The following is a 25,694-nucleotide window of genomic DNA, read 5'->3' on the forward strand; positions in this document are numbered from 1 at the left end:
AACTTACAGATTGCTAAAGCGTTGACGTAAACGCTGCCGTATCACTTCGGCTAATGTGTTAAAGACAAAGGTGAACACAAACAGCACCAGTGCCGCCAGGAACAACACGCGGAAGTGGGTACTGCCAACGGCAGTTTCCGGTAATTCCACCGCGATGTTGGCAGATAAGGTCCGCATGCCTTCAAACAAGTTGAAGTTCACTACCGGGCTATTACCGGTCGCCATCAGCACGATCATCGTTTCACCCACAGCGCGACCAAAACCAACCATCACCGCCGCAAAAATACCAGGGCTTGCCGTTGGTAACACCACGCCCATCATGGTTTGCCACGGTGTAGCACCGAGTGCCAGTGAACCTTGAGTTAAATGCCGTGGCACGTTAAAAATCGCGTCTTCGGCAATGGAGAAGATATTCGGGATCACCGCAAAACCCATGGCGATGCCCACCACCAGCGCGTTACGCTGATCATAGGTAATACCATTATCAGTAAACCACTGACGCAGACTGCCATTAAAAAACTGGGTATCAATGACCGGGCTTAAACTGACGCAGAGCCAGATAAACGCAATAATCACCGGCACCAGCAGTGCAACTTCCCAGCCAAGGCCGATGCGGTTACGCAAGCTTGCCGGCACATAACGGTAACACCAGGCAGCAAGCAGCATCATCAGCGGTAACAGCAGCAGTATCGAAAACACCGCACTTAAGTAATTTTCGACAAAAGGCGCCAGCCATAAACCGGCCAGGAAACCCAGAATAACAGTCGGCAACGCCGCCATAATTTCGATGGTCGGTTTAACCTTGCCACGTAACTTTGGCGTCATAAAATACGCGGTGTACAGTGCACTCATCACCGCCAACGGCGTCGCAAACAACATCGCAAACAACGCGGCTTTTAAAGTACCAAGCGCCAACGGCACCAGACTCATTTTCGCTTCAAATTCATCAGAACCAGACGACGCCTGCCAGATGTAGTCTTTTTCGCCACGGCCTTCGTACCAGACTTCGTTCCACATTGCTTTCCAAGACACATCAGGATGAGCATTTTCCAACAGGAAATTGTGAGTCTGGCCTTTGGTATCCAGGATCAGAAACGAGTCGTTGATCGGGCTGATGGCAAGCCTGGCCGGCTGAATGTCAGCAGCCAGCGGTTCCAGCCATAAAGTGCGGGCTGAAGTGCCGTAATGAATGCCCAGATGGCCTGTGGCATCAATCGCCATAAAACCTTTGCGCGAATATTCAGGTTCGATCTGGGTAATCGCCGCCGGGTGCTGTTCAAAATCACGAATGTGCTTCAGATGGAAATTGTTGTGCTCATCACGCACTAAAAACCACTGACTAAGCGCACCATCACTGCCACCGACAATCAACGACACTGAACCCACCAAAAATTCCAGCGCGGTAATTTGCTGACCTGGCGCAACGGCCGTCACCGCTTCCACATAACGGGCTGCAGCTGGCTCGCTGATGTCATAATAATGGATTTTGTTATCCATATCGGCGACAAACAGGTTTTTCAGCGTGGTATCAACCAGCATTTTACGCACGGTTTTTGGCGCTTCCGGCAGTTGATAGTCGGTCCGCACCAGGGTTGTTTCGTCGCTAAGGAAGTCGGTTTTTGCTTCAAACAGGTTATACGACAAGCGTCCATCGGCGGTAAACGCAGTAATTGCGGTACCGGAAGGGCCTTCCTGCACTGCCAGACTTAAGATCGGTTGTTGCTGTGGGTCGAGCTGGATTGGCGTTTCGCCAAGCGGATACGTCACCACTGGCACAATTTTCCGCTTATCGTTCGGGTAACTTAAGTTGTATTCATGCTTAGCCACCAGCACCTGGCCGTTGCTCAGACCAAAAGCAATCAGACCAGAACGAGGCTCACCGCGGGCGAAGCTGCTGATGGTGGCATCTGCCGGTAATGCTAGCTGTACTTTTTGCTGCGCGGTACCGCTTTTCGCATCAAAAAATTGCAATAGACCACCAGCATCAGCTACCAGCCCCACTTCACCATACCGTTCCAGATTACTGAACAGCGGTTGCGGGCTGGCACTTGGATAACTGTGTTGCTTCTCAACATCAGCCGATGAAAAAATCGGTCCGACTTCAGAAAACAAATAAATGAAGATAGTGGCAAAAGCCGCCACGACACTGATACCGGCAAAAGCGATACCATACTGTGACACTTTATCTTTAAAACTACGCCACTTGCGCAAGCGCGCCCTTTTCTCACCACTGGGCAGTAAGGATCGGGTCACCTGGGTTGGCTCGGGACTTACAGTACTGACGGGACTTACAGTACTGACGGTACTTACGGAGGTCTGTTGCATTGGTGCACATCCACGACTGACTTTTCGGATGCTGCAAAGCATAGTTGAGTTTTATTTCAGAAATATTACAAAGGATTTTTTTGTCACAATACGGTCATATTGAGGATGGCCGTTATCGTTGTTGGTCAGTCACAATGCTGAATAGTGCCGGGCCGCCTTTTTTTGAACTTAGCCGCAATAGCAATAAAAAAGCACTGCTCGAAGGCAGTGCTTTTAAAAATCCGTCAACAGGCAACTGCTGACTTCAACATTAAAACAGCGTTATTTGATGCCGAGGTCCGCCAGTACTTTGGCTGCAACTTTGTTCGGAACCGGCACATAACCATCCCGTACCACGATTTCCTGGCCACGTTTTGACAACACCATTTTGATGAACTCACGCTCCATTGGCGCTAATTCTTTATTTGGGTGTTTGTTGATATAAACGTACAGGAAACGCGACAACGGGTAAGCGCCTGATAATGCATTATCAGCGTTCGCTTCAACAAATGCTTCACCTTCTTTTTTCGCCAGTGGCAACGCTCTTACGCCTGAAGTGATGTAGCCAATACCTGAGTAACCAATACCGTTGATGGATTCGCTGACGCCCTGCACCACTGAAGCAGAACCTGGTTGTTCGTTGATGCTGGCTTTAAAATCGCCGTTACATAACGCGTGTTCTTTAAAGTAACCATAAGTACCAGATACTGCGTTACGGCTGTATGTGGTGAAGTCACGGTTAGCCCAGGCACCGCTTAAACCCAGCTGGCCCCAGCGCGTGACATCTTCTTTATAACCACAACGACGGGTGGCAGAAAACACGGCATCAACCTGAGCAATGGTTAAACCTTTTAACGGGTTGTCTTTATTGATATAAACCGCCAGTAAGTCGATCGCGACCGGCACTTTAGTTGGCTTGTAGCCATATTTTGCTTCAAATTCCTGCACTTCTGAAGGCTTCATCGCGCGGCTCATTGGGCCGAAATTTGAAGTGCCTTCAGTGAGTGCTGTAGGCGCTGTCGAAGAACCGGCACCCTGGATCTGGATATTCACGTTTGGATACACTTTGCGGTAATCTTCAGCCCACAAGGTCATCAGGTTATTTAAAGTGTCAGAACCGATGCTGGAGATATTGCCTGAAACACCGCTGGCTTTCTGATAGTCAGGCAGCGCCGGATCGACCTTGGCAGGTGCGGCAGTGGTGCTGAACGACAAAGTCGCAGCAACCAAAGTTGCGGTAGTTAACAGAGTAAAATTTTTCACTGTGCAGTCCTCTTGTGGCTGAGTCAGGCGATTGCCTGTTTAATTCATCGCCATCATAAGAAGGTAATATGACAATATTATGACGTCACGCAAATTTGTGCTGGCAATCTAAGCGTCTGCATATTGTATTTTTGAAGTGAAGGTCTATAGTTTCTGCTGGTTTTGCCAAAGTAGGTAAAACCTTTGCGACCAACGCCGGGTCAGCGACTGGACATACCAGCGTTGAGCGGTTACAACTATCGTTAATAGATCAGACAATAATAAAATTTGTTTTTGTAGTACAAATGAAAAAAGGAATTGCGCTATGAAGCAGTTAGTTCTGACACTGATTGGGAAAGATAAAGCCGGTTTAGTGGAGCAATTAGCCACTATAATCAGCAGCCATCAAGGCAACTGGACCGCCAGTAATTTGAGTCACTTAGCCGGTTTTTTTGCCGGTATTTTACAAGTCGAAGTTGCAGCCGAACATGCGGCTGAATTGTCAAAAGCATTGGAGTCGATGCCGGGGCTGGATATCAAAATCCACGAAGGTATCACTTCCCAAGTCAACGAACATAAGCTGTTGAAATTTGTGATCACAGGCAACGACCGTCCGGGCATCGTACGTGAACTGTCATCAGTGATTAAACACAAAGGCACCAACATTGTGCACTTTGAAAGTTCGAAACAAAGTGCGCCAAATTGGGGTGTGCCATTGTTTAATGCCATCGCCACAGTGGAATTGCCAGATGGTCTGGATAAAGACGAAGTCATCCGCGCTTTGGAAGATATCGCCTCCGACGTGATGGTTGACGTAGAAAATCTGCATTAAGTGATCTGCCGCGCAGACAAGATAGCCGGCAACGGCTATCTTGTTCATAAATCTTTCATCAAATTGCCATAGAGTAAACCTTCATCGAAAAAAATCCTTGGTTTGTCTATGAATGCACAACTACCGATAGTGAACGAATTGCATTATTTTCCTAAAGAACTGAGTTGGTTAGCTTTTAACGAGCGGGTATTACAGGAAGCCGCTGATGAGCGCAATCCGTTGATTGAACGCCTGCGGTTTCTCGGTATTTATTCCAACAATATGGATGAGTTTTATCGGGTACGGGTGGCTGATGTGAAGCGACGTATCCTGTTGAAAAAATACCATTCTGAAGAAGAAGACGCCGAAGAGCTGATGTTAAAAATTCAGCGTAACGTGCTGAAGTTAGGTGATAAATTCAATGGTATCTACCTGGAGTTATTGCTGGAGCTGCGCAAGCACAACATTGAGTTTATCGACCATCACAAACTCAATGAATCACAGTCGGCCTGGGTTCGCACTTATTTCCGCGAGCGGGTGCTGCGGCATATCTCGCCGATTTTATTATCCAATGAAGATCTGCATTTATCCAAACGTCTCGAAGACAACGCCACTTACCTGATGGTAGAAATGACCGGTACCAACAAAGCCGAATATGCCATTGTGCAGGTACCAACCGATGAAGTGTCGCGGTTTATCGAACTGCCGCTGTATTTAAATAAAACCAAAAAACGCGGCCGTTATCGCCATCAGTTTATGATGCTGGATGATTTAATCATTCATTGTCTGCACGACTTGTTCCGCGGTTTTTTTGAATTTTGCGATATTCAGGCTTTTTCGCTGAAACTGACCAAAGACGCCGAATATAACTTAAGCGACACTTTAGATCAGAGCTTACTCGACAAAATGTCCAAAGGTATCCGCCAGCGGCTGGAATCAGAACCGGTGCGGCTGGTGTACGACGCAACGATGCCCGAACATATGCTGAAAATTCTGAAAAAACAGCTGGGCGCCAGTTCGCTGGATTCGCTCATTCCAGGCAGCCGTTACCGCAATTTTAAAGACTTTATCAGTTTCCCGAATATCGGCCACGCCAGCCTGGAATACCCGCCGCTGCCGCCGCTGCCAAGCCCGGATTTTGAGCAACATACCACCACTTTTGATGCCATTCGCAGCAACGACGTGCTGCTGCACTACCCTTACCACAACTTTACCTATTTCACTGAATGGGTGCGGCAGGCGTCATTTGACCCGAAAGTCAGCTCAATCAAAATGACCATGTATCGCGTCGCGAAAAACTCGCGGGTGATCCAGTCGTTGCTGGATGCAGTGCGCAACGGCAAAAAAGTCACAGTGGTGGTCGAGCTAAAAGCACGCTTTGACGAAGAAAATAACATTCACTGGGCGAGGAGGATGACCCAGGCCGGCATTCAGGTGGTATTTGGCCTGACCACATTAAAAATTCACTCGAAATTGTGCCTGATCTCCCGTCAGGAAAAAGGCAAAGCGGTGAAATACGCCCATATCGGTACCGGTAATTTTAACGAAAAAACCGCGCGTATTTATACCGATATGAGTTTGTTCACTTGTCACGATGAAATTTGTGATGAAGTGGATCAGGTGTTCGAGTTTATTGAATACAGCTACAAACCATTTAAATTTAACCACTTAATCGTGTCCCCAACCTGGAGTCGTGCCAAGTTAACCGCGCTTATCCAGCGGGAAATGGATTTTGCCACCAGCGGCCGCAAAGCTGAAATCTTACTTAAAATCAACAACCTGGTTGATAACGAAATTGTTGATTTGCTGTACAGGGCTAGCCAGGCCGGGGTGAAAATCCGGATTATCGTGCGTGGCATGTGTTCGCTTATTCCGGGTGTAGCGGGTAAAAGTAAGAATATTCAAGTGATTAGCGTGCTCGACCGTTATCTGGAACACGCTCGCGTGTATCAGTTCCTAAACGGTGGCGACATCGACTTGTACTTATCTTCCGCCGACTGGATGACCCGCAATATTGATCAGCGGGTTGAAGTGGGCGTGCCGATTTACGATGCCAAAATCAAACAGCAAATTATGACAGTGCTGGATTTGCAATGGCACGATAACGTGAAAGCCCGTATCATTGACGCTCAGCAGCAAAATCACTACGTGAAACGTGGTAACAAAAAGAATATCCGCTCGCAGCAGGCCATCTATGATTATCTGGCCAGCCAGCATTTTGGTCCGACAATTCAGGCAGAACAATGACCCATTTAACTCCCATTGCAGGCTCGGCCGACGCAATCTCGGCCGCAGAACTGATTGCGGCCGTCGATTTAGGCTCTAACAGTTTCCACCTGGTGATCGCCAGAATTGTGGATGGCGCCTTGCAGTTGTTACATCGGGAAAAACAAAAAGTACAGTTAGCGGACGGCCTCGACGATCAGCAAATGTTAAGCGACGAAGCAATGGCACGTGGCCTGAACGTATTGGCGCAATTTGCCGATACGCTCAAAGGTGTGCCGCCTTCAGCAGTGCGGGTAATAGCCACTTACACCTTACGCCGGGCGAAAAATGCCAACAGCTTTTTGCATAAAGCCAAAACCGTTTTTCCATTTCCGATTGAAGTCATTTCCGGCCAGGAAGAGGCGCGTTTTATTTATCAGGGTGTGGCGCATTTTGAGCATTATGCCGATCAACGGCTGGTGATGGATATTGGTGGTGGCAGTACCGAATTTGCTATCGGCATCGACTTTCAGCCATTGAAATTAGCCAGCCGGAATATGGGTTGCGTTAGTTACGCCAAGCAGTTTTTTGCCCGCGGTAAAATCAGCGACAAACGCTTTGAGCGTGCGGTATTACAGGCCGAACAGGAACTGGAAAATATCGTCAATGCGTATCGCAGTACTGGCTGGCAACAGGCGGTCGGCACTTCGGGTACCATTAAAACCATCAAAGATATTGTCACCGGTTTTGGCTGGCATCCACACTGTATCGAGCTGGAACACTTATTAAAAATCAAAGAATTGGTACTTGCAGTTGAGAGCTGTGAACTGCTTGATTTACCTGGTCTGACCGACGATCGTAAGCTGTTATTGGCACCCGGTTTAGCCATTTTGTTGGCGGCCTTTCAAATGCTTGGCATCGAACAAATGGTGTATGTCGATGCTGCACTGCGCGAAGGTGTACTGTATGAAATGAGCGACCGGCTGCAGCATCAGGATATTAAAAGCCATACCATCCAGAGTCTGGTGAAACGTTATGCCGTTGATGTCGCTCAGGCAAAACGGGTGCAGACCACGGCACTGGAGATTTTTTCTCAGGTGAAAGAGCGCTGGCAACTCGACGACAACTGGCAGCAGTTATTATCCTTTGCTGCAGCTGTGTTTGAAATTGGTCTGCAAATTAATTCATCCAGCGTGCAAAGACACAGTGCCTATATTCTCTATAACGCCAACCTGCCGGGGTTTAATCAGGAGCAACAACAACTGCTTGGCTGCCTGGTGCGCTTTCACCGTCGGAAAATTAAACCGGAAGACTTCCCGGATTTTTACCTCTATTCCGCTCAGGACCTGTGTTACGCGCTGGTGATTTTCAGGCTGGCCATTCTACTCAATCAAAAACGCCGCGACGACATGCTGCCGCAACTGCAACTGACCGCCAGCGATCATGCCTTACAGTTAGAATTACCTGAAAACTGGACCGAACAACAAACCGTATTGGTAGCCGACCTCATCACCGAACAACAGTTTCTGAAACGAATTGATTTCACTCTGGAATGCCCTGGTGTACCAAAGGATGTCATCGAAGATTAAGCTGCGGTTGGCTTATGCTGTAAAATTAGTTACCTTGAATAGACCGTAGCCTATTTTGGGAACCAGCATGCGTTTATCTCTTATTGCCATCATGACAGCTGCAACGCTGTCGTCGCCCGCTTTGTTTGCCGCAGATTTAAAAGCCACCCTTGCGACTGATATTCAGGCGCTGATGCCAAAAGTCATCGAATGGCGGCGCGATTTACATCAACATCCTGAGCTGTCGAACCGCGAATTCCGCACCAGTAAACTGGTCGCTGCTGAACTTAAAAAACTTGGTCTTGAAGTCCAAACCGGTATTGCCCATACCGGCGTGGTTGCCATTCTGAAAGGCGCCAAACCCGGCCCGATGGTCGCACTACGCGCCGATATGGATGCCTTACCGGTCAAAGAACAGGTTGATCTGCCGTTTGCTTCCAAAGCAACCGCCGAGTACAACGGCCAGCAAGTCGGCGTGATGCATGCCTGCGGCCATGATGCGCACGTAGCGATGTTACTCGGCGCCGCGACTGTGCTCAGCAAGCAGCAAAAACAACTGGCCGGCAGTGTAATGTTTATCTTCCAACCGGCCGAAGAAGGTGCGCCAGCGGGTGAAGAAGGCGGCGCATCCCTGATGCTCAAACAAGGTCTGTTTGCCAAAACCAAACCTGATGCCATTTTCGGCGTGCATGTTTGGCCAGCCCCGACCGGTCAGTTGCAGGTGAAAGCCGAAGGCATTATGGCGGCTGCCGACAGTTTTGAGATAAAAGTCAAAGGCGTGCAGGTACATGGCTCCAGCCCGTGGCGTGGTATTGACCCGGTTGCAGTCAGCGGCCAGCTGATCACTGCCTTACACCAAATTCCGGCACGCCAGTTGGATGTGACACAGGCGCCAGCCGTGATGTCGATTGGTCAGGTCCATGGGGGCGTGCGCTGGAATATCATTCCGGATGAAGTCGTTCTGGGTGGTACTGTCCGCACTTTTGACCCGCAAATGCGTGAACAATTGTTGGCAAAAATGAAACACACCGCTGAACATATTGCCGCAGCCAGTGGCGCCACTGCCGAATTTCATCAGCATAGTTTCGCTGCTGTCACCTGGAACGACGTTAAACTGACGGAATGGGCGATGCCAAGCTTAACCTGGGCCGCCGGTAAAGCCGGGGTCAGCAGCATTAAACCTATTACCGCTTCGGAAGATTTTTCGTTTTATCAGCAACAGGTACCGGGAGTGTTTTTCTTTTTGGGTATCGCCGAAGAAGGCGCTGATCTCAGCAAAACTGCACCAAACCATTCACCATTTTTCCGGGTGAATGAAGCGGCGCTGGAAAATGGTGTGCGGGCGTTATCAGGCCTGGCTGTGGATTTTTTGCATAAAAATTAACAAATGGGGTCAGAGTCAATTGTTAACAGATTTTTGTTAACAATTGACTCTGACCCCAGTTGTACAGTTCCCCGTTTTTTGGTTTTGAGTTAACTCAGTACCCCCTATCCTGTTCTGCTATGCTTCATTCGTCCCTACTCAAGTAACAATCCCTCAGAAAGGAATGCACGTCCTGCCGCATGATGCTGGTTGGCGCCTGTAATTATAAGGACTTTGATGAACCGAATACGCTTTTTGCTATGCTGGTTACTACTTGGCATCTTCAATACACAGGTGCTGGCAGCAAAGCCCGAAGTGGTCATCGGTATTGGCTTTACCGATCAGGTCAATGCCAGTCGCCAGGGCAGCGCTTATCATTTTGATGCCTTGTTTACCTATCAGTTGTTTACTGAGCTTGGCTATCAGGTGCATTTTGTGGTTGCACCATACGCCAAACTGACCCAGTTATTGCAACAGCGCCGTATTGATGTCGCCACTCGTCAGTCTGGAGCGCCACTGCCAACCCTTTATTACAGCTCGGTTTATCTGGAAGTACATAATCTGGTGTTTGCGCGCAAAGACTTTACCGGAGAAATCCGGCAGGTAGCAGATTTAAGTCGTTATCAGCTTGTCAGTTTTCAAAATGCCAACCATGTGCTTGGCAGCGAGTTCGCTGCGGCAAGTCAGCAGGCGCCGTCATATCAGGAAGTCTTTGATCATATCCAGGCGGTGCAGTTGCTCCTCAAAGGCCGGACTGAATTGTTGATCCTGAGCGAACTGACCTTCTACCGGCGGTTAGCGGAACTGCATCAACCGGCGTCTGCGGTGCAGAGTTTTGATGTGTTACCTAAAGTGTATTACCGACTGGCATTTGCCCAGCCAAATCTGCAACAGCTGGCAGAACAACGATTACAGGTTTATCTGAAACAAGGCTCGATCAACAAGATTGAGCAACAAGCCCGCCAGCAGCCGGAGCAAGTCGAAAAACTGCTGCGCCGCCATATTAATTAAAGCGGCTTCAGCATTACCCCTTGATTTTACGGGGCAACTTCGGTTGTTGCTGGGTTTGCACGCCCACCACCAGTTCTGGCGGCAAACTAAAGGAGAAACTGCTACCACGTTTTGGCTCGCTGAAAATCATCAGCTTGCTGTGATGACGTGACAACACATGCTTAACGATAGCTAGACCCAGGCCGGTGCCGCCGCTGCTGCGAGTACGGGCTTCATCGACCCGGTAAAAGCGCTCAGTTAAACGTTTGACATGGTGCGGTGCTATCCCTTCCCCATTATCCGTCACTGAAAACAACGCCTTTTGATGTTGTCGTTGCCAGCACACCTGAATTTCGCCACCCGGTGGGGTGTACTTAATCGCATTGGTGATAAGGTTGGAAAAGGCACTGCGCAACTCTTCGGTGATGCCGGTGACCCGCAAATTTGGATCAACCTGAAACTGCAGCTGATGCTGTTTTTCGCGGTTTAAACTAATGGCTTCCTGCTCCAGCAAATGCAGCATCGCCGGCACATCAACCACCGCATCGAACTGCACTTTAGCGGCCGCTTCAATCCGCGATAGCGTCAACAGCTGTTGTACCAGGGCATCCATTCGTTTGGTTTGTTCGAGCATCACAGTATGGGCTTTTTGCCAGATCGGCGGCGCTGGCATATTGTCGACATCCATCACTTCCAGGTAACCCTGCAGTACCGTAAGCGGTGTACGCAGTTCGTGTGAAACGTTGGCGACAAAGTCTTTGCGGATTTGCTCTAACTGTTTAATTTGGGTGATGTCGCGGATGATCAGCAGATACTGTTTTTCACCATATTGCAGCACACGGTATTCCAACGTCACTTCATCCGACAGCGGTGACACCAATTCGAGTGCGCTATCAAACTGTTTTTGTTGTAGAAATTGCTGGAATTCCGGGTTTCGGATCAGGTTATCAATCCGCTGATGTTCGTCCATCGGCCAGCGTAAACCAGCCAGTTGTTGCGCCAGTTTATTGCACCATACGATCGACCAGTCAGACGTTAATACAATAATGGCATCGGGCAAGGCTTCGGCACCATCGCGAAAACGACGCACCAGCAAACGTAACTCTTTGTTTTTCTTGCGGGACTTGCGCTGGCGATAATAAATACCGTCAAACACCTGTTGCCAGCTGCCATCACCGGCTGGTGGCGACAATTTACGGTCCCGCCACAGCCATTTATCCAGCATAAACAAATGTTTATAATGCCAGCCTACCAACACCATCTGATAAACCAGCAAAAATTCCAGCGTCAGATCAAATAACCAGCCCAGTAAACCAACACCCAGCGCTATCGATAGCAACCTGATCAGAATGGTCTGTTTCGAAAGTAATAACCGCATAATACCTGCTTAGGTTTATACCCGTCATCCTTGAAGATTCGGGGTTGTTGCCTTCGCTCGTCCGTTGAAGCGTCAGTCCGACCCTGTCACATAGAACAGCTATGCTCCGGGCCGCGCTGGCGCTCCAGTCGTACTCACTTGGCGCCTACCCAAATCTTCAATGATTTTGGGTATAGGCTTTGGCAAATGCGCCACAATGGCTGTTATTTTACCGAAAAACGGTAGCCAGAACCACGTACAGTTTGCACTAACCGATCATGACCTGCGACCGAAATAGCTTTGCGTAACCGGCGGATATGCACATCGACGGTTCTGTCTTCCACATAGACATTAGTGCCCCAGACATGGTCCAGCAACTGTTCGCGGCTGTACACCCGTTCCGGATGGGTCATAAAAAAGTGTAATAACCGAAATTCGGTTGGCCCCATATCGAGCGGACTTTCTGAAGCAGTCACGCGGTGTGACACCGGATCCAGTTTTAAGCCTTGTACATCAATGACTTCATCCAAACTGGTCGGAGCTACCCGGCGAATAACTGCTTTGATGCGCGCCATCAGCTCTTTGGGTGAAAACGGCTTGGTGACATAATCGTCCGCGCCTACTTCCAGGCCACGAACCTTGTCTTCTTCTTCACCGCGGGCGGTGATCATAATAATCGGAATATTACGCGTAAGCTCATGTTGCTTCATCTTTTTCGCAATCTGAATACCACTGCCGCCTGGCAACATCCAGTCCAGCAACACTAAATCCGGATAAGGTTCCACTAACTGATTAATAGCGGCATCAAAGTCACCGGCCACACTCGCCTGATAACCGTTTTGTTCCAGCACAAAGCACAACATATCGCGAATTGGTGCTTCATCTTCCACAATCAAAATTCTTCTCGACATATCCTGTCACCCGTAAGTACTGATCTGATAATCGCAGTATCCATGGCTATTATGACAATTTTATGAAAAAAACCAGCTTGTTTTCGAAGCTGTCGATTTCAGTGACTTATTTGTCACATTCGATTGTCACACCCGCCTTCATTTTTCGCGACTGCACTTTGCAGTTCCATGACAGTTTAGTGAAGATTTTTTGACGCACCCAGCTGCAAGCCCTGTTTTCCTTAAGTGAAGACGCGCTGTCATCTGAAAGTCGATTTTCTGTCATATAACAGTCACACCTCTCTTCTATCGTCTGCACAGTTTTCGATAACCCACAGCTTTAGACGGAGAACGTAATGGCTTTTGGTAAGATTTTAAAATTAAGCGCGATGGCAACAGCAATGATGCTGGCTGGTTGTGGCGGTGGTGACATCGTATTAAATACCGGTGCTGGTGCAACCCCAACCAATCCAACAAACCCTACCACCCCGCCAGTGACGTCAGTGTGCCCGACGTTTGCCAAACAAGGTGCCAGTCTAGGTGGTGTGTCTAAACCAATTTGTGAAATTACCGGTACTTTAACTGCCGATGCTACTTTAACCGCAAATATCGCCTGGGCGTTAAGCGGCAAAGTGACAGTCGGTAACGATAATGCACAAAGCGCCGTGTTAAATATCGAAGCCGGCACTACAGTGTTCGGTAAATCTGGCGCTGATTACCTGGTGATTGCCCGTGGCTCGCAAATCCGTGCCGTTGGTACCAGCTCAAGCCCAATCGTCTTTACCTCTGTCAACGACATGATTGGTTCAGTGACTGAAGATTCTGCCGCGCAATGGGGTGGTATCGTATTACTGGGTAAAGCGCCAAGTAACAAGTGTGATCAAGCAGCACTGGCTGGCTGTAAAATTGAAAGTGAAGGCAACGCCGGTCCTTACGGTGGCGACAAGCCAGAAGATAACAGCGGTATTTTAAAATTCGTGCAGGTGAAATACGCCGGTTACGAAGTGATCACTGACAACGAATTAAACGGTATCACTTTCGCAGGTGTTGGTTCAGGCACTGTGGTTGACTACATTCAGGTTCATAACAACTTAGATGACGGTGTCGAATTCTTCGGTGGTACAGTTAATGCCAAACACGTGGTATTAACCGGTAACCGTGATGACTCATTAGATTGGGCTGACGGCTGGACTGGTAAAATGCAGCATCTGTTGATCCAACACAGCAAAAATGACTCGAAAGCCAACCGCGGTATTGAAGCTGATAACCAATCATCAAACTTCTCTGCAACGCCGGTCAGCAAACCAAAAATCTCTAACATGACCATCCTTGGCAATAACTACAAATCTGCCGACGCTGATTCTGAAGGTATTTTACTGCGCGCAGGTTCTGCCGGTGAAATTTATAACAGCATCGTCAAAGGCCCGGCAGGTATGGGCGAATGTCTGGAAATCGAAACTGAACAGTCAGTACAGCAATCACAAACAGGTGGTTTGCTGATGCGTAACTCGATTATCGATTGTAAAGAGCCATTCAAAAACCCGAAAGATGCTGCTGGTAACACTTTACTGGACGTCAAAGCCTGGTTCCTGGCACAAACCGGTAACAAAGCAACCGACGCACTGCTTGGCGGTTATATGCCAGCCAGCACTTCACCAGCGCTGAAAAACGGTTACAACGTATCGAACTTTGTTGATTCATGGTTTGACGATGTTGACTACATCGGTGCCTTTGATGGTGTGTCTGACTGGACCAAAGGCTGGACCTTTGGCCTGCACCCTGCATCAGTCATCGCAGCTTGCCCGGCTGGTACTTCAGAAGTTGCATCACTGACCGGCAAACTGAATTGTGAACTGAAAGGCGACATCACCAGCAATGTCACGTTACTGGCTGGTGCTGACTATGTGTTAAACGGTCGCGTACGCATCGGTGTGGATAACACTACTGCAGCAACTTTAACCGTACAACCTGGTGTGACGGTTTATGGTCGTTCAGGTGCTGACTTCTTAGTGGTGACTCGCGGTTCAAAAATTAATGCTGAAGGTACCCAGCAAAACCCTATCACTTTCACTTCTCTGCAAGACGTGATTGGCGCGCCAACGGCTGCTGGTCAGTGGGGCGGCATGGTGTTACTGGGTAAAGCACCAAGCAACAAGTGTGACCAGGCCAATCTGGCAGCTTGTAAAATCGAAGCCGAAGGTAATGCCGGCCCTTACGGTGGCGCGGATGCTGCGGATAACTCAGGCGTGCTGAAGTACGTGCGGGTGAAACACGCTGGCTTCGAAGTTCTGCAAGACAACGAACTGAACGGGATCACTTTTGCTGGTGTGGGTTCAGGCACCACAGTGAGCCACATTCAGGTGCACCAGAACCTGGATGACGGTATTGAGTTCTTCGGCGGTACGGTCAACGTGAAATACGTAGTACTGACCAGCAACGGCGATGACTATGTTGACTGGGCTGACGGCTGGAACGGTAAAGCACAGTACATCCTGGCCAAACACGGCAAGGACAACAGCGAAGCGAACCGCGGTATCGAAGGTGATAACCAATCATCAAACTTCTCTGCTACGCCAATCTCTAACCCGACTATCGCCAACATGACGATTATCGGTAACACCTACAAATCTGCTGAAAAAGACTCTGAAGGCGTGTTGTTACGCGCAGGTTCAAACGGTCAGCTGCATAACTTCCTGATCACCGGCCCTACCGGTATGGGTGAATGTCTGGAAATCGAAACGACTCAGTCTCAGGCGTTAGCTGCTGCGGGTTCATTAGTGATGACCCACTCAGTGATCGGCTGCCCGGAACCGTTCAAAGGTTCAGTGTCTGCAACCACTACGTTAAAACAATGGTTTGAAGCACAGACCGGCAATAAAACCGCGGTTGACCAGGCGGCAGTGTTGAACGGCATCTTCACCATCGATACCACCACGCCAAAAGATATGTCGACCGTGAACAGCTTCTTCAGCAAACCAACCACTGTTGGTGCAGTTGACGCCGCCAGCGATTGGACCAAAGGCTGGACTGTTGGTTTAACCCAATAACCCGCCCTGCCGCCGGCTTTTAAAGCCGGCGGCAATTTTTTATAAAAAAATAGCAAGTCACGTATTTACCCGCTGCGGCTAATTGCAACTGATGCAACAGACGCAGCCAAAGCAGATCAGCAAGAGCACAGGAATAAGTCACAATGAGCAGCAAGCAAAGTTTTGTATATAGTCGCGTGAACCGTGGTGTGCTTTTGGCGTTAGCCACCAGCGCTGCCGTAGCCTTCATGCCCGCCTCTGCCCAAGAAACTCCGGCCGTAGCGCCAGATGCCGCCCCAGCCGCAGCAATTGCTGAACAAGTTGAACGGATCAGTGTATCCGGCAGATTATTAAGCTCCGCTGCAGCCACAGCCGAAGAGCGCCGTCAGCAACCTTATGTTGCTGAACTTCTTGGTATTGAACAGATTTCCCGCGCCGGTGACAGCAATGCCGCTGCCGCCCTGCGCCGTGTCACTGGCTTAACGCTGGTGAAAGATAAATTTATCTACGTCCGAGGTCTGGGTGAACGTTATTCATCGACCTTATTAAATGGCGCCCAGGTTCCAAGCCCGGATCCAACCCGTAACGTGGTGCCACTGGATATGTTCCCGGCCGGCATTATCGAAAGTATGGTGGTGCAAAAAGCCTTTTCACCGGAACTGCCTGCCGCCTTTGGTGGTGGTAACGTCAATATCCGCACCGTCAGTATTCCACGCGAAGAAATCTTCAACTTCTCGGTTGGTGTTGGTTACAACAGTTTAAGCAACGACGACGGCCTCGATTACCGTGGTGGTGGCGACGACTGGCGTGGTAAAGATGACGGCACCCGTGGCTTATCAACCGGTTTACAGGACGCACTGAACAAATACGGTTCACTGGACGTGGTAAAAATCGCCCAGGGTTTAGGTGGCATCACACCGGGAAATTTAGTAGCGGCTGAAAAAATCAACCGTAATTTAGGTCTGGAACTGAACCGTGATTTAGACATCAACAACAAAAGTATTGGCCCTGAATACGATACCAGCCTGTCTTACGGCAACAGATTTGACATTGGCAGCACGGTATTTGGAGTAATGGCGGGTGTCAGCTACGACAAATCGTCAGAGAACTTCAAAGAGCAGGAACGATATTATTCCATCAGCTCTGGCACTGAACTGACACCGCTGAATCGTTACGATGATATCCGCGGTACCGAGCATCAGGTGAAAATGTCCGGCATGCTGAACTTCGGTCTGGAGTTTGACAGCAACCACCGCATTGAAACCTCAAGCATTTATTTAAGCGACACCAAAGATGAGATCAAAATCAAAATTGGTGACTCGATTGAAACGATCAACGAAGCTCTGCGCGAAAACGAAGATTATTCGATTTTGTACGAAGAGCGCACCATGCTGACCAATCAGATCCGCGGTCGTCATACACTCGATTTTTTAAATGACTTAGCGCTGGACTGGCAATACACCGACGCCAAAGCAGAACGTAACGCACCAAGCGAAGTGGAATATCGTTATGTGCGCCAACTGGCTGAAGATGGCAGTTTATTAAACCGTACCATGCGCCGCAGCGATAACGCCGCCATTTACCAGTTTGGCCAGTTAGAAGATAACACTGAAAACGCCAGCTGGAATGCCAAGTACCCAATGACCATTGGCTCGACCGAATATTCGTTCAGCACAGGCTATACGTATTTCGAACGGCAGCGTACTGCCGGTACCAACCGCTTTAAGCTGGATACCCGTGGTTACAGTAACGATGAATTAAGCCAGTCGTTTTCTAACATTTTCTCCAATGCCAATATCAGCAATCCAGCCAAACGCTTTTTACTGTCTGACGTGACAGCACAAGCTGATGATTATGTTGCAGCTCAGCAGGTTGATGCTGCTTATGTCGGTGTAGAAGCCACTTACGACATGACCTGGCGGGTGAATGCCGGTTTACGCTACGAAGATTTCCGCCAGATTTCAGTGCCGTTAAACCCGGCCACCGGCGAAATTCAGGGGAATGCCGAAGATTTCCCACGTCAGGAAGACGATGTCTACCCTGCTCTGGCCGTGACCTGGATGCAGTCGGAAGAAACGCAATATCGCTTCGGTTTTAGCGAAACTGTGGTGCGTCCAGACTTGCGGGAAGTGACACCAGTGCTGTTTATCGATCCGATCACCGACTTTAAAGTGATTGGTTTTTCTGACCTGAAAAGCACCAGCATCAGCGCGTACGACCTGCGTTGGGAGCAATATCTGGACAGCGGCAGTAACTACAGCTTAGGTTTGTTCTACAAAGACTTAACCAACCCGATTGAAGCAGTTGAATTAAAAGGTTCTGACGGTAACTTGTTGATGTCATTCAGAAATGCCATCGGCGGTGAAGTGTACGGCGTCGAAGCTGAAGCGTTACAAAAACTGGATATGTTCGAAGGTGATTTTGGCCAGATACTGGACAACTTCTTTGTGGTCAGTAACTTCACTTACAGCGAATCAGAAATTGAAATTGAATCGTTAGGCGAAACCAACCTGACCAACTTAGTACGGCCACTGACCGGTCATTCGAAATACGTGGTCAACTTCCAGCTCGGTTTTGACTCGGACAACGAAGACCACACCGCCACGGTAACTTACAACGTGTTCGGTAAACGCATCGCCTTCGCCGGTATCGACGGTAAAGACGACGCCTACGAGCAACCGTTCCACTCGCTGGACTTCGTTTACTCGTACAACGTGTTTACCGATGGTTCGTTGAAATTTTCAGCGAAAAACTTACTGAACCGCGATGTGGAGATTTTGCAACAAGGCGAAATTCTGCAAATGCGCGAGCAAGGGGTGAGTGTTGGTTTGAGTTTTAGTCAGAAGTTCTGATGTTGTTCTAGCGCAACAACCAAGCCCTGGTTTATGACCGGGGCTTTTTTTTGCCGTTGAAAAATGGCGGTTTGTTCTGTTGCAGAACAAGGCTGTTTTTAAAAGCGTTTCGCCGATGGCGAGTTTCTTTCTTTTGCTTCGCCAAAAGAAAGAAACCAAAGAAAAGGCGACCCCTGATCGCTCGAAAGCCCGGAAGTTTGTCTCGATTTTGAGGCACCAGCGCAAACTCGCGATTTGCTAACGTCAAATCGCTCAGACAGTGCGCTGGCTTAAAACCTCAAAACCGGACAAACATCCGGCTCGCTTTACGGGGCTTGGCGGTTGTTGCGATGCGTTGTAAGACTGTTAAGGGCAAGATGCTAGCTATAACGCAGCAAGCAAAGGCGCGCGTTAGCGCGTCAAGCCCGAAGGGCGATTTTGCCTTGCCTTGTTAAGAGCTTGGCTGCTTGCATGCAATGGTCATTGTTCTGAAGTGAAGTGAGCTACCATGAACACCAGCATTTTGTTGATTGGCATAAGCTGTAACAGATGCACCTTGCTCACCATTTACTGTAATAGTGTCATAGCCTTTCTCTTTGCAGATTTCACCGGCTTTTTCATAGCACATGCCCCAGTTCCGCGCTGTCCCTGAACAATTTAGTGAATATGCTTCTCGTCCATCGGGTGCATAAGTCTTTGACGATGATGCACATCCTGATAATACAATTACGGATAAAAGAAAAATGATTGATTTCATATATCTCCTTGATAACTCGGACTCATAACAGTGTTTTTGCAACGGCAAAGAATCCGTAAGTCGCTGCCGCCTTTCACAACATTTGATAATTCAAACTATCCGCTTTCTGCATATTACTCAACAGGGTGTTGACATTAGATACGATTTCGGGAACGTGAAAGAAGGCTTTGTGCCTGCGAGACTGGAAAATTTAACTCGTGGTTGGGTTTAACGCATTTCTCATGTTCAAATCAACAATTCTAAATAGCCGCTTTTGGTACAAAATTACTTTCTAATCGCTTTTCCTCCCCGTAAAGCGAGCCGCTTTAAAATCGGTGGTTTGAGGTTTTAAGCCGGCGCACTGTTTGAGCGGTTCGACGCTAGCGAACCGCGAGTTTGCGCAGGCGCCTCAAACCATTGATTTTATTGCGGGCTTTCGAGCGATCAGGGGGCGCCTTTTCTTTGGTTTCTTTCTTTTGGCGAAGCAAAAGAAAGAAACTCGCCAGCGGCGAAACGCTTTTAAGACCAACTCCAAATGGCATTTGGTAAACAGACCTGATGCTGAGGTATAAGCCTATCGCCTGTCGGATGGCACGCTTCGCGTTTATCCGACCTACATTGCAATTGAGGTTTTACAAAAGGCGAAACGCTTTTAAACCAACCCCAAATGGCAATTGGTAAAAACAACCCTTTGTTGCCAAAGAAAGATCCCCGCAAGTGAAGCTAACCATTGTAAAATCAACCAGAATCAAAAAATCCAACAAAGTCTAAAAACAACAGCCGGTCAGAGCGCCCTCTGACAACAGGCAGCTGTCGGAGAAAACCATGCTTAGAATTTTTAACCTGCATCAGCAACGGTTACAGCGACTGGAATTACAACAGCTTGAAGACATAACTCAAGCGATTTGGCTGGATTTACAGGAGCCGGATACGGCTGAGCGGCAGTTTATTACCGACCGCTTTGGTCAGGAACTAGCGCAGCGGCCAGAATTGAATGATATCGAAGCTTCGGCGCGTTTTTTTGAAGACGAAGACGGGCTGCATATTCACTCGTTGTTTTTCTATCAGGAAGAACTCGCCAGCACCACCACTGTCGCTTTTACCATTCGGGATGGCCGGCTTTTTACTTTGCGTGAACGTGAGTTACCAGTATTCCGGTTGTACCGGATGCGGGCGCGTAATCATCTACTGTCGGTTGGCAATGCTTACGAATTGCTGCTGGATTTATTCGAAGTCAAAATTGAACAGCTGGCCGATACCATCGAGGAAATCTCCCTCGCACTTGAAGTCATCAGTCAGGTGATTTTAAAAGGCAAACAAAACGAAGCCTTTAAAACCAGTTTGTTACGGTTGACCCAACTGGAAGATATGAGCTGGAAAGTGCGGTTGTGTCTGATGGATACCCAACGTGCGATCGGCTTTTTACTGCGCAAAGCCCGCTTACCGGTTGATCAGCTGGAGCAAGCAAGAGACGTCCTGCGCGATGTTGAATCGTTGTTGCCGCATAACGAATCGTTTTCGCAGCGGGTCAACTTTTTACTGCAGTCAGCGATGGGTTTTATCAATATTGAACAAAACCGCATTATCAAAATTTTCTCGGTGGTATCAGTGATTTTCCTGCCGCCAACGCTGGTCGCCAGCAGTTACGGCATGAACTTCCAATTGATGCCGGAGCTCAACTGGCAGTTTGGGTATCCAATGGCGATTGGGTTGATGCTGCTGGCAGGCCTGGCACCTTATTTGTTTTTTAAGCGTAAAGGTTGGCTGTAATAAAATCGCCATCACAAAAATAAAAATAAATACATTAAATATCAATGGCATAAAATTTATTTTGAAATATTTCAACACTGTCATCTGCGTGTAACAAAAATATGCTGGCAACCGAACCCCTGCTTTGTCTATATTCATGCTACAGACGTAAATAAGGGGATAACAATGAAAAAGAATTTAATGTATGCAGCCGCCGCCAGCCTGGTATTCACCGTAACTGGTTGCGCCAATGTCGATAAAAATTATGCTTTTGTGGTGGATCAGGAACAACTGGATCAGCTGGAAAATTCACAACGTAAGCAGCGAAATGTTGGTCATGTGGTGTGGGTCAACCCACCGCTGAAAAAAGTGGAAATGGCAAAAGTTGCAGCGGCAAATCCATCATCACTTTAATGCTGATTAAACCCAAACCTTCATTACAGCGATTTATCCAAATAAAAATCCCGTCTGCAATGACACCAGACGGGATTTTTTTCTGCGCTTTATTTATTGCGATTTAAAAAGCGGCAGCCTTTAGAATTTATGTTCAATACCAATCGCCACATAGTCAGTATCGACTTTATTGTCAAAATCGAAGCTGCTGTACCAGGTGAATAACTTGGTGTCTTTGCCAATTTTGTAATCGGCGCCGAGGCTAAAACCTTTGTGCTCTTCCAGCGTCTGGTACTGAGCTTTTAATTCATACTTATCAATTGGATAAGATAAGTTTGCTAACCAGCCGTCTTCTTTTTTACCGGTCGCAACAGCTTCCTGCTGTACCAAACCGGCGCCAACTTTCAGCTGACCAAGCACTTTTACCTGACCCGTGACACGCGTGGCATCGTAGCCATTGACTTCGTTGTCCATCGCCACCGAGGCAAACAGCTTTGATTCTTTTAATGCGTCATCACCGTATAACAACGCAAACGACTGGCCATCTTTGCCTTCCGGCGTGTCTTCCATAATATGGCTGACTAACAGCGAAAACCCCTGAAACGATGGGCTGATATAGGCCAGCGAATTATTCATCCGGTTCTCGCCTTTCCACAATGTCTTGATATCTGCTTCGTAATCGTTAAATAAATCGACTTTACCCTGGGATAATTTCAGTGCGGTGTCGTTGCGACCGGCTTTAATGGTGCCGAAACTGCCTTTTAACCCGATGAACTGGTCGCGGCCTTTGATATTTTTCTCGTTAGCGTCATCTGTCAGATCAACTTCCCATTCCAGCTGATACACCAACGACAACTCACCATCCAGCTCATAATCGCCTTTAATGCCAAACCGCGAAGCGTTGCTTTTTAACTCACTGAATGAACCGGCACCTTCGTCGGAGCTTTGTGCCGTCACATTAATTTTACCGTAGACCGTCAGCGGATCTGCCTGCAGCGGCAAAGCAACAGTCATGAACATAGCCAAAAGCAGAGTTTTCTTTGCAAACATAATTAAATCCTTCTCAGCATTGAGGAAAGTGATTCGACAGCTTAGACCCGATCAGTATAACCGTTGTGGTTAAATGTCCAGATCAATGGTGGCTAATTGGTGGCTACAGACGAAATTTTCTCACATATCACAGCTTTATGACTGGATAATGTCGGCAATATTACTTTGTCGTTGCAGTTGGAAGGCTATTTTATGGCTTTTATATGACAAGATTATGACAGTTAAATCAATCCAACAAATTCCTGCTGCGTGAACACAATAACGCTTGAACGATGCAGTTTTATTAACTAAAAAGCCTCCCGGCCTGACAACCATGCCACACTAACGCTTGTCTGGAGCCGGCAATGCCCGGCAAACCGCGTCTTTCGGGCTGGTATCAAAATTCAGGCCGGTAGACAACAACCTGGGCCGCACCGCCAGCGACAGCGGTGACTGCGCAAAACTTAGTTCGGGCTGCGCAGTTGGATAGCCGATTTGAGCCAGATGCAACATGGTATGAAAGATCTGCTCGGTGCTGAACGGTTGCTGCCGATTCAGCGCGATCTGGTTTGCTAAATCAGGATACTGCTGCCGGAACTGCTGAGACCCCCACCACAACGCCGCCACCCGATAATCAAATTCGGTGTGATGACCGTGGCCGCTTTTACTACAATCACCGTCAAACAGGTTTTCGCCGTGATCCGACACATAGATAAAACTGCTGATCGCGTCTTGTTGCTGCAAGGTTTTGATCAGGTTAAACAGCAACTGATCGGTGTAGGCCACGGTGTTGTCATAGGCGTTGTTTAGCATTTCTTTGTTAGCGCGGTCATGCATGCCGATCGACAGGTGTTTGCCAGATGGCTGAAATAAATCAAAATTATCCGGATAACGATCGGCATAGCTGAAATGACTGCCAAGGGTGTGCAGTACAATCAATTGTTTTTGCGCATTTTGCGCCAGCACACGCTGCACGGCTTTGATTAACACTTCGTCATAGAAGCCGGCTTTTTTATATCCGACCGGATTCAGATACTGCACCTGATCGGCTTCAGCGGCATGCAGCGCCACCGAACTGTCGTGCACCCCCAGCGGACTTTGGGTGGATAACCAGGCCGTGGCAAAACCGGCTTCAGCAAAAGCGGCGACCAACGACTTCTCCGACGAAAAATACTGCTGATCTTGCGCCGATTTGCGCGAAATAATCACTGGCACCGACATCCGGGTCCAGGACCAAGGGCTAATCATATCGGTAAAACTGATCACATCACCAAGGCCAGCCAATCGCGGTGTGGTGGCTCTGGCATAGCCGTTCAGTTGCAAGCGGTCCGGCCGCAGCGTTTCACCAATCACCAGTACATAAATCTGTTTCGCTGCAGGTGGATGCGGCTGCGTGGCGCCAAACTTAAAATCGGCAACCTTGGCAGCAACTTCTGCCAGAGCTTCTTTTTGCACCCGAAACTCATTGGCGGCCAATAATAAATTCAGTGGGTAACTCTGATGAAATAAATTATGACTATTTGGCAGCGGCCGTTGTGCCAGGGCGGTTTCAGTGCTGTTGGCTTTTGGCTTTGGTGGATAGAGTTGTTGGTAATGCAGTTCTTGCTGCCACAACCAGCCAATCATCATTAAACTTGCCATCCACACGACAGGCCGGCCGAAACTCAGCCAGCGGTATTGCTGCACTTTAAATACCGCACTGGTGACCACAAACAACATCATCACCAGCAACACCGCAGGTAAAATCAGCCAGCCCAAGCCGGATAAATAACCGGCCGCTTCGGCCAAATCAGTTTCAGCAATAATGGCCATGGCATGAGCGTCGGTCACTTTGTGATAAGTCGCGATGTAAAACAGCTCTTGTGGCGCCAACAGCACCAACGGAAACCAGGTCCAGATTGACCGGTGCAACTGCTTACTGACGGTCAGCAATAACGCCAGCAACAACAGCGTTGGCGCTATTGACCAGCGCAGCCAATGCCCCAGCTTGGCCGGTTCTGGCCACAGGTAAAATTGTGGTGCCAGCACCAGCAGCACTAACAATAAAAAACACAGCGGGGCGGTGATCGGGTGACTTAACAATGGTTTCATCGGACTTTATCAGGCTCTTATGGCAATCTGGCGGTACATTTTGTGGTAAGCGGGGTGTCCTTGCTGATCAATCTCAGCCCTGTTTTCCCCTGCATAGTAAAATTTTTCTGGCGATAAATTCGGCACTTTTTCCAGCTTCACCCAAAAATTCAATTTGTTAGTCAGTTCGACATCCAAAGTAGTGGTTGGAACTGCCGCATTCATAGCATATTTCTTCAGATTTGCACTGGTATTTTGTCATATTTCTATAGTATGGTGCTCTGGTCTGAACTATTAAGGCCGGTACTTCAACCCGCGTGTAACCACGTATTCTGCTGTATACCCGCCGTCAAATCTAATCTGTAAGGAACCTAATTATGCTTGCCCAACCAGTTGTCTTAAATAACGAACAACACAAAGATCTGCATGTGTTAGCTCAGTTCTCTTTGGAAAGTGTGAATGACCGTCACATCGCGCCGTTAATGTTGCAGGAATTTGCCGCAGCCTCTGTATTTTACCCAATTTTTTTCCTGCAAGTCGAAGAAGTATTCGCTCCGGTTGCGGTGTTTGGTCTGAAAGAAGGTCAAAACCTGTTTATTAAAGACGGTCAGTGGGAAGGTCAGTATTTGCCAGCCGGCATCCGTGCTTATCCATTCAACCTGGCACAAGCCAATGACGATCAGCTGTTATTGTGTGTTAATGAACAAGCCGACAACATCAGCCGCACTGAAGGTCAAGCGCTGTTTAACGCTGACAACACCCCGACTGAATTCTTCCAGGGCGTGAATTCATTCTTTAAAGAGTATATCGATGCCAACGCCATCAGCCGTAATATCGTGGCGCAGATCAAAGAAATGGGTTTGTTTAAAGCTGATGGTCTGCAGTATCGTGACTTAGCTGGCAAAGAACATCGCTTAAATGGCTTTTTCGTCATCGATCGTGAAAAATTTGAAGCGCTGAGCGACGAGCAATTCCTGACGCTGCGTAAATTCGGCGTGTTACAGGCAATTTATGCGCATTTTAACTCTCTGGAGCGCATCGGTAGCTTGATCAATCGTTTACCAGTTGACGCGCCAGCAGCTCAGTAATTACCAGACACTGCATCTAATCGCGGTACATAACAACAAAAA

Annotated in this window: 18 protein-coding genes; 10 read left to right on the plus strand and 8 right to left on the minus strand. The window is 48.3% G+C overall.

Annotated elements, in window-relative coordinates; translation table 11 throughout:
* Positions 1 to 3: 3 nt before the first annotated feature.
* Together A5320_RS03150 and A5320_RS03160 are read right to left on the minus strand one after the other, a co-directional pair.
* Positions 4 to 2,325 (minus strand): ABC transporter permease subunit, encoded by a 2,322-nt coding sequence (locus tag A5320_RS03150; RefSeq protein WP_082971499.1) that lies wholly within the window; start codon positions 2,323 to 2,325, stop codon positions 4 to 6.
* A 261-nt stretch (positions 2,326 to 2,586) separates the two neighbouring features.
* The gene (locus A5320_RS03160) at positions 2,587 to 3,552 is read right to left on the minus strand and encodes a PstS family phosphate ABC transporter substrate-binding protein (RefSeq protein ID WP_197490020.1); all 966 of its coding nucleotides are present in this window, start codon (positions 3,550 to 3,552) and stop codon (positions 2,587 to 2,589) included.
* Between the two features lie 319 nt (positions 3,553 to 3,871).
* Between A5320_RS03160 and A5320_RS03165 the strand changes: the two genes are divergently transcribed.
* From A5320_RS03165 to A5320_RS03185, 5 genes are all read left to right on the plus strand, one after another.
* On the plus strand, positions 3,872 to 4,378 hold the full coding sequence (locus tag A5320_RS03165) for a glycine cleavage system protein R (RefSeq protein WP_068060805.1): 507 nt from the start codon (positions 3,872 to 3,874) through the stop codon (positions 4,376 to 4,378).
* Between the two features lie 108 nt (positions 4,379 to 4,486).
* Entirely contained in the window at positions 4,487 to 6,604 is a 2,118-nt protein-coding gene (gene ppk1 / locus A5320_RS03170; RefSeq protein WP_068060806.1) for a polyphosphate kinase 1, read from the plus strand.
* Positions 6,601 to 8,151, plus strand: coding sequence for an exopolyphosphatase (ppx, locus tag A5320_RS03175; protein WP_068060808.1), 1,551 nt, complete (start codon positions 6,601 to 6,603; stop codon positions 8,149 to 8,151). Before ppk1 ends, ppx begins: the two co-directional genes overlap by 4 nt.
* A 67-nt stretch (positions 8,152 to 8,218) precedes the next feature.
* A complete protein-coding gene (locus A5320_RS03180) occupies positions 8,219 to 9,514 on the plus strand; it encodes an amidohydrolase (protein WP_068060811.1) in 1,296 nt (431 codons plus the stop codon).
* Between the two features lie 216 nt (positions 9,515 to 9,730).
* Positions 9,731 to 10,504 carry a transporter substrate-binding domain-containing protein gene (locus tag A5320_RS03185; RefSeq protein ID WP_068060812.1) on the plus strand — a complete coding sequence of 258 codons (774 nt, stop codon included), beginning with the start codon at positions 9,731 to 9,733 and terminating at the stop codon, positions 10,502 to 10,504.
* Between the two features lie 13 nt (positions 10,505 to 10,517).
* Here the strand turns inward: A5320_RS03185 and phoR are convergent, their stop codons facing one another.
* Both phoR and phoB read right to left on the minus strand, forming a co-directional pair.
* Positions 10,518 to 11,861, minus strand: coding sequence for a phosphate regulon sensor histidine kinase PhoR (gene phoR, locus A5320_RS03190; RefSeq protein ID WP_068060820.1), 1,344 nt, complete (start codon positions 11,859 to 11,861; stop codon positions 10,518 to 10,520).
* A gap of 203 nt (positions 11,862 to 12,064) precedes the next feature.
* Positions 12,065 to 12,751, minus strand: a complete 687-nt coding sequence (gene phoB, locus A5320_RS03195) for a phosphate regulon transcriptional regulator PhoB (RefSeq protein WP_068060823.1) — start codon at positions 12,749 to 12,751, stop codon at positions 12,065 to 12,067.
* 335 nt (positions 12,752 to 13,086) lie between these two features.
* Here phoB and A5320_RS03200 point away from each other — a divergent pair, with 335 nt between their 5' ends.
* The gene (locus tag A5320_RS03200) at positions 13,087 to 15,777 is read left to right on the plus strand and encodes a hypothetical protein (protein WP_068060826.1); all 2,691 of its coding nucleotides are present in this window, start codon (positions 13,087 to 13,089) and stop codon (positions 15,775 to 15,777) included.
* A gap of 143 nt (positions 15,778 to 15,920) precedes the next feature.
* On the plus strand, positions 15,921 to 18,608 hold the full coding sequence (locus tag A5320_RS03205) for a TonB-dependent receptor domain-containing protein (protein ID WP_068060828.1): 2,688 nt from the start codon (positions 15,921 to 15,923) through the stop codon (positions 18,606 to 18,608).
* A 430-nt stretch (positions 18,609 to 19,038) separates the two neighbouring features.
* Here the strand turns inward: A5320_RS03205 and A5320_RS21610 are convergent, their stop codons facing one another.
* Positions 19,039 to 19,344: a hypothetical protein gene (locus tag A5320_RS21610; RefSeq protein ID WP_082971500.1), complete on the minus strand. Its 306-nt coding sequence runs from the start codon at positions 19,342 to 19,344 to the stop codon at positions 19,039 to 19,041.
* An 804-nt stretch (positions 19,345 to 20,148) separates the two neighbouring features.
* Between A5320_RS21610 and corA the strand changes: the two genes are divergently transcribed.
* Positions 20,149 to 21,093 (plus strand): magnesium/cobalt transporter CorA, encoded by a 945-nt coding sequence (gene corA / locus A5320_RS03215; protein WP_068060832.1) that lies wholly within the window; start codon positions 20,149 to 20,151, stop codon positions 21,091 to 21,093.
* 165 nt (positions 21,094 to 21,258) lie between these two features.
* The gene (locus A5320_RS03220; protein ID WP_068060834.1) at positions 21,259 to 21,486 is read left to right on the plus strand and encodes a hypothetical protein; all 228 of its coding nucleotides are present in this window, start codon (positions 21,259 to 21,261) and stop codon (positions 21,484 to 21,486) included.
* A gap of 120 nt (positions 21,487 to 21,606) precedes the next feature.
* On the opposite strand, the gene A5320_RS03225 is transcribed toward A5320_RS03220, so the two are convergent.
* From A5320_RS03225 to A5320_RS03235, 3 genes are all read right to left on the minus strand, one after another.
* Complete coding sequence (locus tag A5320_RS03225; RefSeq protein ID WP_068060837.1) at positions 21,607 to 22,515, minus strand: porin; 909 nt, start codon at positions 22,513 to 22,515, stop codon at positions 21,607 to 21,609.
* A gap of 321 nt (positions 22,516 to 22,836) precedes the next feature.
* Positions 22,837 to 24,585 (minus strand): phosphoethanolamine transferase, encoded by a 1,749-nt coding sequence (locus A5320_RS03230; RefSeq protein ID WP_068060840.1) that lies wholly within the window; start codon positions 24,583 to 24,585, stop codon positions 22,837 to 22,839.
* 9 nt (positions 24,586 to 24,594) lie between these two features.
* Complete coding sequence (locus A5320_RS03235; protein ID WP_068060843.1) at positions 24,595 to 24,789, minus strand: hypothetical protein; 195 nt, start codon at positions 24,787 to 24,789, stop codon at positions 24,595 to 24,597.
* A 152-nt stretch (positions 24,790 to 24,941) separates the two neighbouring features.
* Here A5320_RS03235 and A5320_RS03240 point away from each other — a divergent pair, with 152 nt between their 5' ends.
* Entirely contained in the window at positions 24,942 to 25,652 is a 711-nt protein-coding gene (locus A5320_RS03240) for a SapC family protein (protein WP_068060846.1), read from the plus strand.
* The last annotated feature ends 42 nt before the right edge of the window (positions 25,653 to 25,694 follow it).

This window comes from Rheinheimera sp. SA_1 (assembly GCF_001669775.1).
Taxonomy (GTDB): Bacteria; Pseudomonadota; Gammaproteobacteria; order Enterobacterales; family Alteromonadaceae; genus Pararheinheimera.